Origin of the sequence: Paenibacillus sp. FSL H8-0259 (assembly GCF_037963255.1) — a bacterium.
GTDB lineage: Bacteria > Bacillota > Bacilli > Paenibacillales > Paenibacillaceae > Paenibacillus_AQ > Paenibacillus_AQ phytohabitans.
Window position 1 is genome coordinate 8,108,973 of record NZ_CP150147.1, and the last position, 15,503, is coordinate 8,124,475.

The 15,503-nt window shown below is 51.3% G+C and carries 19 protein-coding genes; 9 read left to right on the forward strand and 10 right to left on the reverse strand.

Annotation, left to right across the window (positions count from 1 at the left end; genetic code table 11):
- Window positions 1–12 precede the first annotated feature (12 nt).
- Entirely contained in the window at window positions 13–711 is a 699-nt protein-coding gene (locus NSU01_RS34895; RefSeq protein ID WP_076243679.1) for a response regulator transcription factor, read from the reverse strand.
- 220 nt (window positions 712–931) lie between these two features.
- On the opposite strand from NSU01_RS34895, the gene NSU01_RS34900 reads away from it, so the two are divergent.
- From NSU01_RS34900 to NSU01_RS34925, 6 genes are all read left to right on the forward strand, one after another.
- Entirely contained in the window at window positions 932–1,189 is a 258-nt protein-coding gene (locus tag NSU01_RS34900) for a GlsB/YeaQ/YmgE family stress response membrane protein (RefSeq protein WP_039296107.1), read from the forward strand.
- Window positions 1,190–1,355: 166 nt separating this feature from the next.
- Window positions 1,356–2,072 carry a lantibiotic protection ABC transporter ATP-binding protein gene (locus NSU01_RS34905; protein WP_076243680.1) on the forward strand — a complete coding sequence of 239 codons (717 nt, stop codon included), beginning with the start codon at window positions 1,356–1,358 and terminating at the stop codon, window positions 2,070–2,072.
- Window positions 2,065–2,793 carry a lantibiotic immunity ABC transporter MutE/EpiE family permease subunit gene (locus tag NSU01_RS34910; RefSeq protein ID WP_076243681.1) on the forward strand — a complete coding sequence of 243 codons (729 nt, stop codon included), beginning with the start codon at window positions 2,065–2,067 and terminating at the stop codon, window positions 2,791–2,793. Before NSU01_RS34905 ends, NSU01_RS34910 begins: the two co-directional genes overlap by 8 nt.
- A gap of 1 nt (window position 2,794) precedes the next feature.
- A complete protein-coding gene (locus NSU01_RS34915) occupies window positions 2,795–3,553 on the forward strand; it encodes a lantibiotic immunity ABC transporter MutG family permease subunit (RefSeq protein WP_076243682.1) in 759 nt (252 codons plus the stop codon).
- A gap of 29 nt (window positions 3,554–3,582) precedes the next feature.
- Window positions 3,583–4,245, forward strand: coding sequence for a response regulator transcription factor (locus NSU01_RS34920; protein WP_042140507.1), 663 nt, complete (start codon window positions 3,583–3,585; stop codon window positions 4,243–4,245).
- The gene (locus NSU01_RS34925; protein WP_076243683.1) at window positions 4,233–5,612 is read left to right on the forward strand and encodes a HAMP domain-containing sensor histidine kinase; all 1,380 of its coding nucleotides are present in this window, start codon (window positions 4,233–4,235) and stop codon (window positions 5,610–5,612) included. Before NSU01_RS34920 ends, NSU01_RS34925 begins: the two co-directional genes overlap by 13 nt.
- A 60-nt stretch (window positions 5,613–5,672) precedes the next feature.
- Here the strand turns inward: NSU01_RS34925 and NSU01_RS34930 are convergent, their stop codons facing one another.
- Complete coding sequence (locus NSU01_RS34930) at window positions 5,673–6,227, reverse strand: TetR-like C-terminal domain-containing protein (protein ID WP_076243684.1); 555 nt, start codon at window positions 6,225–6,227, stop codon at window positions 5,673–5,675.
- A gap of 165 nt (window positions 6,228–6,392) precedes the next feature.
- Between NSU01_RS34930 and NSU01_RS34935 the strand changes: the two genes are divergently transcribed.
- A complete protein-coding gene (locus NSU01_RS34935) occupies window positions 6,393–7,868 on the forward strand; it encodes a DHA2 family efflux MFS transporter permease subunit (RefSeq protein ID WP_076243685.1) in 1,476 nt (491 codons plus the stop codon).
- 64 nt (window positions 7,869–7,932) lie between these two features.
- Here the strand turns inward: NSU01_RS34935 and NSU01_RS34940 are convergent, their stop codons facing one another.
- The 5 genes from NSU01_RS34940 to NSU01_RS34960 all read right to left on the reverse strand — a co-directional run bounded on the left by NSU01_RS34940 (window position 7,933) and on the right by NSU01_RS34960 (window position 11,620).
- The gene (locus NSU01_RS34940) at window positions 7,933–8,823 is read right to left on the reverse strand and encodes an NUDIX hydrolase (protein ID WP_076243686.1); all 891 of its coding nucleotides are present in this window, start codon (window positions 8,821–8,823) and stop codon (window positions 7,933–7,935) included.
- 27 nt (window positions 8,824–8,850) lie between these two features.
- Window positions 8,851–9,864 carry an AAA family ATPase gene (locus NSU01_RS34945; RefSeq protein ID WP_042140512.1) on the reverse strand — a complete coding sequence of 338 codons (1,014 nt, stop codon included), beginning with the start codon at window positions 9,862–9,864 and terminating at the stop codon, window positions 8,851–8,853.
- Window positions 9,861–10,538, reverse strand: coding sequence for a nicotinamide riboside transporter PnuC (gene pnuC, locus NSU01_RS34950; RefSeq protein ID WP_042140513.1), 678 nt, complete (start codon window positions 10,536–10,538; stop codon window positions 9,861–9,863). Before pnuC ends, NSU01_RS34945 begins: the two co-directional genes overlap by 4 nt.
- A gap of 200 nt (window positions 10,539–10,738) precedes the next feature.
- Window positions 10,739–11,152, reverse strand: a complete 414-nt coding sequence (locus NSU01_RS34955) for a VOC family protein (RefSeq protein WP_042140514.1) — start codon at window positions 11,150–11,152, stop codon at window positions 10,739–10,741.
- A 45-nt stretch (window positions 11,153–11,197) separates the two neighbouring features.
- A complete protein-coding gene (locus NSU01_RS34960) occupies window positions 11,198–11,620 on the reverse strand; it encodes an Lrp/AsnC family transcriptional regulator (protein ID WP_076243687.1) in 423 nt (140 codons plus the stop codon).
- A 161-nt stretch (window positions 11,621–11,781) separates the two neighbouring features.
- On the opposite strand from NSU01_RS34960, the gene NSU01_RS34965 reads away from it, so the two are divergent.
- Window positions 11,782–12,258: a VOC family protein gene (locus NSU01_RS34965; protein WP_076243688.1), complete on the forward strand. Its 477-nt coding sequence runs from the start codon at window positions 11,782–11,784 to the stop codon at window positions 12,256–12,258.
- On the opposite strand, the gene NSU01_RS34970 is transcribed toward NSU01_RS34965, so the two are convergent.
- Window positions 12,251–12,757 carry a hypothetical protein gene (locus tag NSU01_RS34970; protein WP_076243689.1) on the reverse strand — a complete coding sequence of 169 codons (507 nt, stop codon included), beginning with the start codon at window positions 12,755–12,757 and terminating at the stop codon, window positions 12,251–12,253. The two genes, NSU01_RS34965 and NSU01_RS34970, sit on opposite strands and share 8 nt — an antisense overlap.
- A 154-nt stretch (window positions 12,758–12,911) precedes the next feature.
- Between NSU01_RS34970 and NSU01_RS34975 the strand changes: the two genes are divergently transcribed.
- Complete coding sequence (locus NSU01_RS34975) at window positions 12,912–13,559, forward strand: glycosyltransferase (RefSeq protein ID WP_179093499.1); 648 nt, start codon at window positions 12,912–12,914, stop codon at window positions 13,557–13,559.
- Window positions 13,560–13,691: 132 nt separating this feature from the next.
- Here the strand turns inward: NSU01_RS34975 and NSU01_RS34980 are convergent, their stop codons facing one another.
- Window positions 13,692–14,699, reverse strand: coding sequence for a phosphotransferase (locus NSU01_RS34980; protein ID WP_076243691.1), 1,008 nt, complete (start codon window positions 14,697–14,699; stop codon window positions 13,692–13,694).
- Window positions 14,700–14,740: 41 nt separating this feature from the next.
- Complete coding sequence (locus NSU01_RS34985; RefSeq protein ID WP_042140520.1) at window positions 14,741–15,322, reverse strand: TetR/AcrR family transcriptional regulator; 582 nt, start codon at window positions 15,320–15,322, stop codon at window positions 14,741–14,743.
- Window positions 15,323–15,503 lie beyond the last annotated feature (181 nt).

Sequence of the window (15,503 nt, forward strand, 5' to 3'; positions counted from 1 at the left end):
GGGTTGCATATTTCAGGCGGAGCCACCTCCAAGCTGATAACCAAATCCGTAAATCGTTCTAACGTATTTCGGATTCTCGGCATCATCCTCCAGCTTCTTCCTTAACCGCATAATGGTCATATCTACGCTGCGGCTGTCCCCCAAGAAATCATATCCCCACACGAGCTCCAGCAGTTCATCCCTTGTATAAATTTTCTCCGGCCTTTTCAGCAGCATTTCGAGAATTTTAAATTCTTTTGCCGTCAGCGAAATTGGCACACCGTTTTTCTGCACCACTCGGGTCTCCAGATCAAACGCCAGTTCTTCATGCTTCATCCGGGTATTCTCATCACTTTGCTTCGGGTCACTATTGTCATATCTTCTAAGCACAACTTTGATCCGGGCAAGGAGTTCCCGGTTATCAAAAGGCTTGGTGATGTAGTCCTCTGCCCCCAGCTCAAGTCCTAATACCTTATCTATAATCTCATTCTTGGCCGATAACATAATCACAGGCATCGCCTGCTTCTTAGTGATTTCTTTGCATAGGTCATAGCCCGAGCAATCCGGCAGCATCAAATCCAGCAACACCAGGTCCGGCTGAAAAGAATCCAGGATCTGTAGTCCCGTGCTTCCGTTCTCTGCCGTCTGCACCTGGTAGTTTTCTCTCCTGAGTACAAGCTCAATCAAGTCTCTAAGGGCCGCCTCATCATCAATCACGAGAATTTTTTTCAATCGATCCTTCCTCCTTCAGTAGAAGCATTCACAGGTAGCTTCCCGCCAATAGTCAGGTTGGTGGCTTTCCCTTCTAATAATAACACTACATTATAGGGTTAACCGCACAAGCTATGAAGTTCATAGTCAGGGCGAAAACCAAAAAAATTATTCAATAAGCAGTTCACCTATTCCCTTTCCTAACATACCTTGAATAAACCACTGGAAAGGGGACAAATCAATGTATCTGCTCTGGGTGTTGATTATCGGCGGAATTATCGGCTGGCTAAGCGGCAATCTGATTGGACGCGATGTTCCAGGAGGCGTGCTGGGAAATATCATTGCCGGCTTTGTCGGCTCCTGGCTGGGTACCGAGCTGCTGGGGCCGAGGGGGCCCGTTGTTGGTGGATTCCATATCATTCCAGCCATTGTTGGTTCAATTATCGCCTTACTGATATTCTTTGCACTGGCCCGCGGGGGCGCATTCCGGAAACGTTAGAATCCCGCCGGCTCTAGCTTCAGCTTCATAACAGAGACCCTCCTGCAGTACCGGGGAGGGTCTCTGTCATGCATAACCCTTCATTCTTGCTGGGGAACCCTCCGTTATCCTTATAGAATCCTTAGAATCTCCTCTTAGACTGTGGAGATAGAAAGGATGATATACTATGCAGGACATTATTCTGGAAACCGAGAATCTGTGCAAAAGCTTCAAGCATCAAACCGTTGTGAGCAATGTATCACTTGCGGTACCGCGCAACTCGATCTATGGACTGCTTGGTCCGAATGGCGCCGGCAAATCAACAACACTCAAAATGTTCGCAGGCATGCTGCGCCCCGATTCCGGCAGCATCCGCATTCAAGGGCATGATTGGACCCGGAAGGACTTACGCAGAATTGGTGTACTGATTGAGGCGCCGCCGTTATATGAGAACCTGACCGCCCGTGAGAATCTCAAGGTACGTACACTTGCCCTCGGATTGCCGCAGTCCCGGATCGAAGAGGTGCTCACCACCGTGGATTTGGCCCGGACGGGGAAGAAGCGTGCCGGACAGTTCTCCATGGGGATGAAGCAGCGGCTCGGCATCGCGATTGCACTCCTGAACCAGCCGGAGCTGCTCATTCTGGACGAACCGACCAACGGGCTTGACCCTATCGGGATTCAGGAGCTGCGGGAGCTGATCCGTTCCTTCCCCGGGCAGGGAATCACTGTCATTCTCTCAAGTCATATGCTCTCCGAGGTCGAACAGGTAGCGGATCAGATCGGGATTATCGCCGGCGGAGTGCTGGGATATCAGGGTGCCATTCCCCACGGCCAAGAGCTGGAAGCCTTGTTCATGCAGGTGGCAGCAGCAGGCCGGAGGGAGGTTGCGCCTCATGCTTAATCATATTAGGGCTGAACGTTTAAAATGGCGGCGCACCTTCATCCCCAGTCTGGTCTGGATCGCCCCTGTATTCACGATGCTGCTGTGTGCCATTCTAATGGGAGGAAGCTATTTTCAGACCGGGGCTTATAACTGGTGGTACACCATGCTCTTGCCGGGGGCGTTGACACTCACTTGTTCACTGGCTCTGCATAAGGATGCCAAGATGAAATACCGCGGACTGCTGGCACTTCCCGTCGATCCGAAGATCCTCTGGGCCGGGAAAATCATCGCCTGTGCGCAGTGGCTGTCCGCTGCTCTCCTCCTGTTCCTGATTGGCATTACAGCAGGGGGAATGCTGTTTGGCCAGACCATTCCATTGCTGAACAGCCTGGCCGGCAGCGCGCTGATCTTCATTACGTTTCTGTGGCAGATTCCACTGTGTCTGTTCCTGGCCGCACGGCTCGGATTATTCGCCGCTGTTCTGCTTAATATGTTCGGTACTGTCGTGGGCGTGGTTACCTTCGATGCCGGAGGACTGTGGGATTACATCCCCTATACGATTACTTTCAGACTCATGTGCCCGGTGCTGTCCATTCTGCCGAATGGCCTCCCGGTACCGGCGGACAGTCCGCTGAGAAGCACAGACATGATTCTGGCTGATGTGCTGGTCTCCCTGGTCTGGTTCGGATTACTGTTCCTGCTTACTGCACTATGGTTCCATAAGCAGGAGGCGAAGTAACATGGCCACACTACTGGGATTGCTGCGGGCGGATCTGCTCAAAACCCGGCACACACCGTTTCTGCTGATTCATCTGCTGGCCCCCTTAACCGGAGCTGCCGTGTTCCTGGCCTACTATTCTTACTCCCCATGGAGCGCCTCAGACAAGGCATTGGCATTCATGCAGTCTCTGGGCTGTGCCCTTCCTGCCCTGATCGGGCTCGTCTGCTCCATGGCGGCGGAACAGGAAGCGAATGCAGGACAGTATCAAGGAATGCTTGCTATGCCTGCGGCCAGAATCACAACCTATATAAGTAAGCTGCTGCTCCTGTTGTGTTTTGGCTTCGGAGCCGTCCTGTTCGCTTACAGCCTCTTTGGCCTGGGCTTTAGCAAGATTCTGCAGCAGGACAGACTGGGATTACCCTTTTACCTCACCGGGGCAGTTATTCTGTTCGGGAGCAATATATTTCTATACCTGCTTCATCTGACAGCCAGCCTGCAATTTGGCCGGGGGGCTTCTATTGGAACGGGGCTGGCGGGAAGTCTGGTGTCCGCCTTAATGCTCACAGGACTGGGCGATTCGATCTGGCCCTATATCCCCTTCGCCTGGGGTGTCCGCTTCATCTCTTTATGGACAATCCACGCTTCCGGTATCACGTTATCCCCTGCCGTATCCGGCCTGAATACCGGAATTGCGGTCTGCATACCGGGAACAATCACCGCTTCCCTGCTATGCCTCTTATGGTTCAGGCGCTGGGAAGGACGATCAACGGAGAATTAGACCTACAACTTATAATTGAGGGAATGAATATGGCCAAAATACTCGTAGTAGACGATGAGCCCGCCATCCTGTCGCTGATTCGCAATGCACTCCGTACGGATCAGCATCTGGTGACGGTGATCTCTGATTCCACCCAGGTACGCCAGTCCGACCTTGGCGCGTATGATCTTATTATGCTGGATGTCATGATGCCGGGGGTGGACGGCTTTACCCTTTGCCGGGAGATCCGCGCGGCAGTGGACTGCCCCATTCTTTTTTTAACGGCCAAAACACAGGAAAGCGATCTGATGTACGGCCTGGGCCTCGGGGCAGATGACTATATTGTGAAGCCCTTTGGTATAGGGGCGCTGCGGGCACGGATTGATGCCCACCTCAGGCGGGAGGGCAGGGAGAAGCGGAAGGTGCTGTATCTGGAGAACATACATTTCAATCTCTCCGGCAAAGAGCTGTTTGTCCAGGCGGACAAGGTGCCTCTGACCAAAAGCGAATATGAAATCTGCGAATTCCTGGCCCGCAGCCGCGGACAGGTCTTCTCCAAGGAAAATATCTATGAAGCGGTCTTCGGGTATGACGGGGAAAGCGACAGCAGCGCTATTACGGAGCATATTAAGAATATCCGGGCCAAGCTGAGCAAATATGGAATGGATGTCATTGAGACCATCTGGGGGATCGGATATAAGTGGAAGCTGTAAAATTAACCAAAACTGTACGCCTTCGCACCTTTTTCCTGCAATACCTTCTGTTCTTAAGCCTGGGAACGATCTTGCTGCTGGGCGTGCTGCTCGGCCTGTTCACACTGGCTTTTGCCTGGGATGCCGTGCTGCCTGCAAACTATGCCGAGAAGGAGATTGCAGCGTTCAAGGAACGGCTGGCCTCAAGCGAAGCAGTAACGCCGCAGATGGTTCCGGACCGGGTGGATTATACCGTATTCACCGGAGATGGAGAGCTGCTCGCCGGTAACCTGAAACGCCAGGAAGCAATACATGCCTGGGAGATCGTGCAGCATGGGGATAGCCAGCGCTCTCATTTCTATACAACCGCCCGGCACGGGCAGGAAATCTGGATATTCCGGTATAGCTTAACGCCGCAGTACGCCTCTTCCCTGCTGCGCAGCTATCTGCCGAATCCCCAGCTGCTGGCCATCCTCCTCTTCATCTCCGGTGTTTTGCTCCAGGCCGCCCTGCTCGCCGCTCTGTTCGGCAGCAGACTGTCGAAGAAAATGGCCGGGCTGCAGGAAGCGACCGGGCACATCCAGCGTGAGAATCTGGAGTTCACCATTAAGCCCTCCGGAATCCGCGAGATCGATGAGGTGCTGGCCTCCCTGGACCGGATGAAGGAAGCCCTGAATACCTCGCTTATGCGGCAGTGGGAGCTGGAACGTTCCCGCAGAGAACAGATTTCCGCGCTGGCCCACGACATTAAGACACCGCTCACCATCATCCGGGGAAACGCAGAGCTGCTGCAGGAGACCTCACAGGATGATGCCCAGCAGGAGTATAACAGCTATATTCTCCGCAGCGCCGGGGACATCGAAGCCTTCGTACAGGAGGTTATTGATCTGTCCAGCCTGCAGGCTGGGGCGGAGCGCCGGGAATCTCTTGTGCCAACAGGGGAATTTATTGAAGAATTGGAGCTGCAGCTGAAGGCCCTCTCCTCCGGGAAGAACCTGCATACCTCTGTCCAGAAGAAGAACCTGCCCGAGTTCCTCTTCATTAATAAAGAGCTGCTGCTGCGGGGGATTGTTAACGTGCTCGCGAATGCGGCAGAGCATACACCTCCGCAGGGAAGCATCGGTCTGCTCGTAGAGGGCGGTGCTGATACTGTTCATTTCATGATTACTGATACCGGCCGCGGCTTCTCGCAGGCCGATCTGAAAGAAGCAACCCATCAGTTCTACAGGGGCGACCGGAGCCGAAGCTCCGGCAACCATCACGGGATGGGGCTCTACATCGCCCGGTCTGTGGCCGAGCAGCACGGGGGCAGCCTTAGTCTGGATAATGTATCCCCCTCCGGCGGAGGGAAGGTGACCCTGAGCATTTCACAAATCAAGCGACCCTGATTCTCCTTGAGAGAATTAGGGTTGCTTGGTTTAATCCCCTTTTTAGCCGCCAGCCGCCCGTCAAATGTACCTTCTCTTATACACCAGAGTAATCTGACCCGCTATGTACTCCGCGCTATACTCTGTACCCTCCTTAATCCACCACATGATAATCCCCAGCAAAGAAGCTGTAATAATATCAACCGAAGCCACTTCCCTGGCGGCGCTTATATTTCTGGCGTTCCGCCGTTTCTCGATCGTATTCTTGAGCAGGCTGCTCAAGTGGTTGGCGAAGCCCTTATGCTCCACCAATACAGCAAGAACCTTCCGGTACTCATAGAAATAATTCAAAAAGATAATCAGCTGCTGCTGTTCGTTGCTGCCTTTCACCTGTAATAACGGCTCCACCTTCTTGGACAGCTCATCAAAGATCTCATGAACCAGCTGGCGCAGCAGATCATTAATATCCTCATAATGCAAATAAAACGTTGCCCGGTTCAATTCGGCGCGGCTGGCGATTCTTTTGACAGTCAATTGAGATATCTCCACATTATCGGCCAACAATGAAAAAACAGCATCCTTCAGCATCTTTTTCGAACGGATGGTTCTTGGATCAACCCTTTTGTGTTCTGGCATTTCATCCCTCTAACTCGTTTATTTGGCACTTCGTCAACGCATTCGCCCAGACTATCGATTAGTCGACACTTCTATGGAAACTGCAAATAGGATTAACGCCTAAATCCTGATATGATTCATTTTATTGACACTGTGTTGAAAAAGCAATGAAGAGAGGCCTACGCTATGCAAGAAGAATCCAAGACCATAAATAAAGGGATTTTACTGACCATCTTAATCTTTGGCTGTTTCTTATCTACCCTTAATCAGACGTTATTGAATGTCGCTTTAAGCAGTCTGATGGATGTATTCGATGTCACGGCAACCACCGTACAATGGATTTCAACAGGCTTCATGCTGGTCAACGGGATATTGATTCCGGCCACAGCCTATTTAATGAAACGTTTCACAACACGGCAATTATTTCTGAGTGCCATGTTGTTTCTGCTGATGGGCTCTATAACTTGTGCAGCAGCACCAAGCTTCAGTGTGCTCTTGATCGGCCGGATGATTCAGGCAGCCGGTGCTGGGATTATCATGCCGCTCCTGATGAGTGTTGTGCTCGCCATCTTCCCGGTTGAGAAGCGCGGCAGTGCGATGGGACTGCTCGGGCTGGCGATGATCTTCGCTCCTGCGATTGGTCCGACGCTCTCGGGATTTGTTGTAGAATATCACTCCTGGCGCTGGTTATTTATCGGTCTCATCCCGCTTGTCCTCATTGTTATCGTGCTGGCCTTCAAGTATCTGGTGAATGTATCCGATACGGCCAAGTCGAAGCTTGACGTAGTAAGTGTTCTTTTATCGACGATCGGGTTCGGTCTTATTCTATACGGCTTCAGCAGTGCAGGCAGTAAAGGCTGGGGCGATGCGGTGGTGATCCTGACTTTGGCGGTTGGAGTCGCTGTAACGGCCCTATTCTGTGTCCGGCAAATCAAGTCGGATGATCCGCTGCTGAACCTGTCGGTCTTCAAGAATAAAGTCTTTACCTTAACTTCCCTCATTAACGTATTAATTACCATGATGATGTACGCGGATATGATCCTGCTGCCTATTTATCTGCAGAAGGGACGCGGCTTCACCCCCTTTGATGCAGGACTGTTATTATTGCCGGGCGCGCTTGTCAATGCGTTCATGTCCCCCGTTACCGGCAAATTATATGACCGGTTCGGCGCGAAGCCGCTGTTCATCATTGGTTTACTGTTTATTATTCCGGCAATGTGGGCGGTAACCGATTTATCGGAATCTACAACATATACGTATCTGATGATTCGTACCATTGGCCTGCGGATTGGCCTAAGCTTCATTACCATGCCGCTCAATACAGCCGGACTCAACGCACTGCCGAGGCAGCTGGGTACGCATGGCACCGCCGTGAATAATACCGTGCGCCAGATCGCCGGGGCCATTGGTACGGCTGTCGTCATTACGATCTATACCGTGCAGACTACAAGTCATGCAGCAACAGTCCTGCGCAGCAACCCTTCTACTACAGCTGAGCACCTTAAATCCCTGGCCTCGATGCTGGGGGCAAGTGACGCCTATTACTTCATGATGATTCTAGCTGCCGCCGCGTTTGTAATCACCTTATTCATGCCGGTGAAGAGTAAGATGCTGCCCGATAAAAAAGCGAATGCAGTCAGCAAGGAAGATCCTCTGCTGTAACCGGGCTTGTGATCACAACGAATAGAGAAGCACCTCTTCAGTACGTTGAAGAAGTGCTTCTCTATCAGTCCTCTTCCCAATTCCTGCAGTACAAGCGGGAAGCATGCTGCAGCGTATTGTCCGTATAGTGGTCAGTCTCAGCCACCAGACCCGCCAGCTTGTCCCGGAGGACAGCCTCCGGCAGTTCTTTGTCCAGAATCACCTCATAAACCTGCTGCAGCTCCGTTAAGGTAAACAGCTTAGGCATTAAGTGCAGCGCGATGCCGGTCTGCTCCGTTTCTTGGCGCAGCCGTTCGATGGCGCGGGCAATGATTTTCCCGTGATCAAAAGCGAGCCCCTCATTGGACTGGATAGAGTAAGTGACTGATCTGGAGGCCGGCTTGGCTGTCACCCTCCGGTCTATAACCGCTGTCAGCTCTCCTTCTCCGGCACCCAGCTTAAGCTCGTAAGTAAAGGTTCTGACGTATCCTTCTTCCAGCAGCTCTTTGTGTTCTCCTAGAAGCCGGTAGCTTACCGTGAACCAGGCCGCGTCTTCGGCATCATCTCCCGCCTGCAGCTGGAACCGGCTGCTGTCAATCAAGGCCATATAGCTGCTGCTCATCACCCAGGTACGGGGGTCGCGGCCGGGATCGGTAACGGTATAGAGCTGCTCCAGGTATACATCAGCAACGCCGGTCTCCTCATACAGTTCACGCGCAGCCGCCTGCTCCCCGGTCTCATCCGGCTGGATGAAGCCGCCCGGCAGCGCCCAACATCCCAGGCAGGGATGCCCTCCCCGGCGGATGAGCAGAATGCGCAGCTCTTTGTCCGGGAGCTTGAGAGAGTCGTCTGCCTCCTTGTCCGTGACCGTAAAAACCACCATATCCGCCGCCACCGAAGGCCGCTCATAATCCCCCGCCCGGTATTGCTCCAGAAATTCACGTTCTGTAAGTCCATTACGATCTAACAATTCCAAGCGTCTCCGCCTCCCCGATTCTTTGTTCTAGTGCTGCAGCTCTCCGAAGTAGTTCCCATAAGGCTTGAACTTCGCAAGTACATCGTCTACCTTACGCATGCGTTCTTCCAGCGTCCCCCTAAGCGTAATGTAGGGAATCCGCCGCTCCTTCAAATCTGCTATGATCTGCTTGTGAAAAACATGCCGTTTCTGGTCCCCGCTGCGGTCCCAAGTATCGTCATAAGGAATATCGTCGTCACACAGGAAAAACAGATCGTACCGCTGTGCATTCTCCAGCGCCAGCCGGGTTAGCAGCTCCGGAGCCCGGCCGTGGTAATCCAGGGCGTACATGTAAGTGGTAATCGCATTCGTATCAACAAACAGATACCGGTCTGCTGTAAGCAGCGCCTGTTCCTCCCGCTTGATATGGCCCACGGCAATGTCGTCAAAAGCCTCTATGCCGATCCGGCGGTCCACCTGATGCTCCGTCCAATAATCCCGCCCGTACTCGCTGGCAAAAGCCGTCCTATACTGTTCCGCCAGCGCTTCAGTAATCGTCGATTTGCCGGTAGACATCGCTCCTACAAACACAACCTTCGTAATTAGATCCCGGTATACAATGCCGCTTACATATTGCCGGTATTTAAAAGGATCAGAGCGGATCATGGTGGCCGATACCGGCACCTGCTGACGTGCTTCATCCACCCGCCGGTCTATGGCGCCCAGGGCAATGCTCATATGCCTGCCATAGAACTCGCTGGAGTAAAAGTGAGTCACCTGCTCGCCCTTCAGCAGCCCGAGAATATACTGTTCTTCCCGGATCTCATGCTCACGGTCATCGGAGTACCCGTCCGGACCATCCCACGCTTCAATTACCCGCACCGATGAGGGATACAGCCTGCGTATCCAGTTCGCCCGGATATGCAGCGGGACCGGAGAGACGGACGTTTCATAGATCACCACGATCAATTCATCGACCTCCTGCAGCGCCGTTTCGATCATGAGCTGGTGCCCTTTATGCAGCGGAGCGAACTTCCCCAGGGTTAATCCAAGTGTCTTCATGCCAGCGCCTCCTTAACCCCTTTGTTCCAGTTATAGTAGCCGTATACCGCGTTAACCAGATAGGCACTCCACATGACGATCATCAGCAGACCTTCACCACTGCCCTCCACCGTCCGGATCACCCAGAGCAGCACCGTGAACAGATTCAGCACAATATAGACCAGCCACTGCTCCTTGAATCTCCGCACCATCAGAATCGTGGCCACTACGGATAACACGGTCGTGATGGCATCAATATAAGGCGAGTTCTGCGCCGGGATCAACGACAGGCTATACCCCAGCAGCAGCGCCCCGGAAATACAGACTGCCATCGTGAGGAGCATGCCTTTGGCCTCCATCTGACGCATGGACAGCTTGCCGCTCTGCATATTCTTCTTCCACATATAGAAGCCTACGACATTCATCGGCACGAAGAATAGCAGATTCAGCATAACCTCTCCGAATAATCCGTTAATATAAGCCAGGTAGGCGTAGCCGAAGGTGTTATACATCCCAAAGGCATAGCTCATCAGCTTTCCCTTCGCCGTAAGCACCACGCACAGCACCCCGGTAATAAAGACCGTGAACCCAAGAAACGAATCCTTGGAAACAATTGTAAAACCGATTGCAATCAAAGTAAATATAACCAGCCAGACGATTTCGAACCCATTCCAGTTCCCTGCAATCCTCTTCACGCTGCATCCCTCCGCTTTCTGCACCTATTCTTGATGGGATTAACTTATTAACATTTTGATAATTACATTTTGTTAATATCAAGATAACAGAAACTGCGGCAGGATGCAAGCCCGATTCTCCTCTCGCCAAAAAATAGAAATAGACCGCCCTCCTGTTTGGATAGCGGTCTGCTGTGCTATGGTTCTCCAAGCCGGGTCTCTCATGTATTCTCTGCTCTAACGGGGTTAACCGCAAAGAGGGAATGAATATTGCCTTCCGGATCTGCAAAGAATCCCGTAGTGTGCCCCCAGGACATCACCTTCGGTGCAGTTATCCCTGTAGCCCCTTTTGCAACAAATTCATCATACTTTACGCGGACCGTCTCGGGAGAATCACATTCGAAATTGAGCTCGAAGGCTTGTCCCTTTCGCTCTTCCAAGAAAGAATGATGGCCATTCGTGTTGTCTGCCATTAGGGGTGCCGAGAAGACCGCCAGACGAACTCCCTCATTCTCAAATTCAGCATAATGCTCCTCTTCCACAACAATCTTAAACCCCAGCACATCCCGATAAAAGCCGGTTAATACGGCAACATCCAGCGCCAATACAGTAATCCCCTCTAATTTCATCCTCATGCCATAATCCCACCTTTTCGTTTTATCCGGGAATATTAATAACTCTTACAGCAAAACCCTGTTCTCCAGTATATTCTTCAGACTGATATGCGACTTGGAAGGGCCGAACTTAATCAGCGAATCCTGAAATTCAGCAAGCTCTTCAATCGATGCAGTCTGCACCTTCATGAGATAATTATATTCTCCGCTGATACGGAATAAGTCCGTTACTTCAATAGCCTCCCGGCAAAAGTCAGTGAGCTCGTTGCAATGCTCTGTCTTTAATAGGATAAAAGTTGTCGTCCCCCGGTTCAGCTCCCGCAGACTAAACGTAGTGACATAGCCGGAAATGATATTCTTTTCCTCCAGCTTCATCATTCTTTCTTTCACCGAAGGTTGCGACATGGACACCTCTTTACTGATTTGAGCTACTGACATTCGTGCGTTGTACTGCAGTAAGGTCATGATTTTTGTATCAATGTCATCCATAAGATTATCTATCCAGAGCACCCCCTTAGTTAATAAACTAAATTATCTAAATCACCTCATAATATAAGCCTATACTACTATAAATCCCTTGTTATTCACATATATCTCAAGCTCTATTATATCTATAATTAATCTATATCAGATAAGGGGGCGGTAATGAGATGGGCGTAAAAGGTCTGGCACATGTAGCGATCCAAGCTAGAGATTATACAGCGACTATTGCATTTTATACCGGAGTTCTGGGGTTTAAGCGGGGCCATCACTGGAGTCTGCCCTCATTTCACATCCAGGAAGCTTCGATGCTGATTTCACCGGACGGCAGAACCTGCCTTGAAATTTTTGATAACGATGCCGTGATTCCTGCTCAGGGAAAGAAAGCTTCATCTGAAGAAGAAATAGCCCACGGAGCGTTATTGCATTTTGCCTTTTATGTAGATAATGTGGAGGAAATATATCAAAAAGCCCTTGCTCACGGAGCAAGGACTTTCGTAGAACCGGATACCCTGTCACTTGGCGAACCGCCGTTGCTGGTGAAGAACGCACTCATTCACAGCCCTAACGGGGAAATTATCGAATTTATTGAAGAGGTTGATTTTGACAGGTCCGGATTTAACCCTACCCAGAGCAAGATCACTTGATCTCTATCCCGTACCAGCCATCCGCCAGTTGATCCAGCTTGTAGTTAGCAGGCTCCTCATTGTAAGCCTTCTCGACCAGATCCTGACTGTCACAATACACGATATGATAGGTGTTGCCGTTCTCGCCTTCCCAGTCAAACACGAACCTTAGGAGGCTCTTCCCATCCTGTCTGCTGTACCTAAGAAAGTTCAGCTTGTCCTCTGATACCGCAATAATCTGTCCTACCTTGTCCTGCAGATCCGCATTCGCACCATCCAGGAACTGATGGCCCACAGCATTTCCGTTATTGGAGTAGATAAAGGTATTTCCTATATCACTCCGGTTATCGCGGCTGGTCATAAGAAGCCCGGTCTCATCCTTCACAGCCTCAAACAGCTCACGATGATCCCTGTAAACATTATATTTCGTGCTGGAATGGTTATAGTTAATGATCACCCCTAACGCCACAATTATCACTGCAGCTGCAATACCTATAAAGACGATTCTAGTGCGGCCCATAGCTCCACCTGCCTGACCCTTTCAGAATGAGACGCTTATGAATCTATACTATTTGCAAAAAGAGGAGTGGACAAGTCTTCTCTGCATATAACCCCACGCTTCAGCCATAATAATACAAGCCATTTCATTCGCACACATAAAGGAGCAGATGAATTTGAAAAACAAATGGCTGCTGGCGTTAACATTGGTGCTCATGCTCACCTTGACGCAAGCAGCAGGACCCCTACAGGCACAGGCTGGCGACAAGAAAGAAGCGGTTTGCTTCAGCCCCAAGATGGTTCAGCTGAAAAGCGATATGCAGAAGGTATGGATTGACCATACCATATGGACGCGAAGCTATATTGTCAGTGCCATCTCCAATAACCCGGACCAGAAGGACGTACTGAACCGGCTGCTGAGAAACCAGCAGGACATTGGCGATGTATTCAAACCGTATTACGGGGAGGCTGCAGGCAATAAGCTGGCGGAGCTGTTGAAAGAGCATATTGGGATTGCAGGCAAGATTGTAGCAGCCGCCAAAGCGGGCAATCAGGCTGATGTGAAGAAGCTGCAGGACGATTGGCATAAGAATGCCGATGAGATTGCAACTTTTTTGAGCGCATTGAATCCAAACTGGCCGTTTAAAGTGGTACAAGAGATGCTGTATACACACCTTCAGTTAGTTACAGACATTGTGCTGAGCTGCCTTAAGGGAGACTGGCAAGCAGATATTGCCGCGACCGACAAGAATGAGGTCCATATGATTCATTTAGCGGATGTTCTGTCATCAGGCATTATCAAGCAGTTCCCGGAGAAATTCTAGGGGAGTGTAATAAACACCGTATGTAAGACAGCTTTTCATAATCGCCCGGGAGGGGGTTGTGGAAAGCTTTTTTAATGGGGATGAAGGTCTGGCGTCAAATATGTCCTCCCCATATCAGACGAATGCACCCAGCTAAATATCCCCAAGAAGTGTATCAAGCTGATCCCAATGCTCCGCAGTATGAATCATTTCTTCGGCAAAGCGGGCAGGGACCCTGCTCGACGAATCGAGCGGCGGCTTGATCCACCAGAGCGACTCGATGCACCAGACATACTTGACTGCCCGCAAAAGAGCGCCCGGCGGCAGCGGGTGTACACTACGGTAGCCTTCAGCGAAAGCAGCAACCGCATCCCTGCGGAATCCGCTCCCGCCGAGTGTGCCGGAGAGGACCGCCCGCCCGAGGTCCAGCGCCGGAAACGAGTAGCGTGCCCGGTCGAAGTCAACGATGGCTGTCAGCGCATCCCCTTCGAACAGCAGGTTGTCCGCCCACAGATCAAGGTGGGCCCAGCCCGCTGTCAGAGGCATAAAGTCATGATCTCCAAGTGAATCAGTAACCGCCTTCTGTAATTGCAGCGCGTCCCGGACACGCCCGGACGAGCCGCGGGCTGCCTCCCAGCTTACCTCCCAGGCGAGCTCCATCTCCTCGCGCGACAACTGCCAGGCCGGTTTACCCGCCGGCACTGCTGCCCCGACCCCCGATGCCGCCGCGGCACCCCAGACGGTATGCATATCCGCAGCAGCCCGTCCGAGTGAATGCATTCCCTGCTCACCGATTCTGCCGGCGGGTACCATAGCACCCGGACAGCATGTCATGACGGTCATGTATCTTCCGCAGGGCAGGATGTGCATGCAGCGCCCTTCCAGCGTTAACGGCTCGGGACACGGTCCTCCCGACTGATACCACAGGAGCTGCAGCTGCAGCGCATTCTCAATCTTGCCGCGAAACTCCGGATCCTCCATCTTGAACCGCCCGGGGTGATAGCTTTTGGCGAATAGCCGTCCCTTATTCGTCCCGATGATCCACTTCTCGTTCAATAGTCCGCGATTCACACGCCCGGCAGACAGCAGCTCAGCCTCAAAATGCTTCTTCAGCCAGCCTGCGATCTCGCCAATTAATTGGTCCTCAGTCGTCAGCAGCATTCTAAGCCAACCCCTCTAATCAGATTCCCCTATTCATGATTCTATCTCAACAATGTCAATATTTCTCTGACAGAATTATCAACAAAGGCCCGCTCAGGCCGGGATTTCATGAACACAGTCAGTCCGATTAATGATATGACCAGTGTCTGCGCCAGACTCTTTGCGTTAATGCCGGGATCAAGCTCACCTGAACGCAACCCCCGTTCAACCGTTTCCTGGAAGATTACCGAGAGATACATCTGATGTTCTCTGGTCAGGATCGCAAATTTCTCATCATGAGGCGCAAGCTCCACCATCGAGTTGAGGCAAAAGCATCCCCAGTTCGGATCTTTCCCATATTCCTTTGCCACCAGATTCTCAAAAAAACTGCGGAATGCCTCTTTAACAGAAGAATTAGTCTGGAGTTTACCCCGGATAGAGGCAGCGTGAGCACTCGTATATTTGCGCAGCGCAGCTTCGAATAGTCCTTTTTTATCTCCAAAGGCGGAGTATAGGCTGGGGCGCTGAATGCCCATTCTTGAAGTCAAATCGCTCAAAGAGGTAGCTTCGAATCCTTTCTCCCAGAATAGCTGCATCGCTGCATCCAACACCTTGTCTTCATCAAATTCACGTTGCCGGGCCAATATAACCCCTCTTTTCATATCGTTCAGTATATTATAATTCTATTGTTCACAGATTGCATTGTCAATCTAATTGAGATTATGCAATAGATCTTGACAGTTATCATTTATCAGAGTTACATTTATCAGGGATTATTTTATACCGTTCAGTATGAAATCTCTTGCCCACATAGAATTTAAGGAG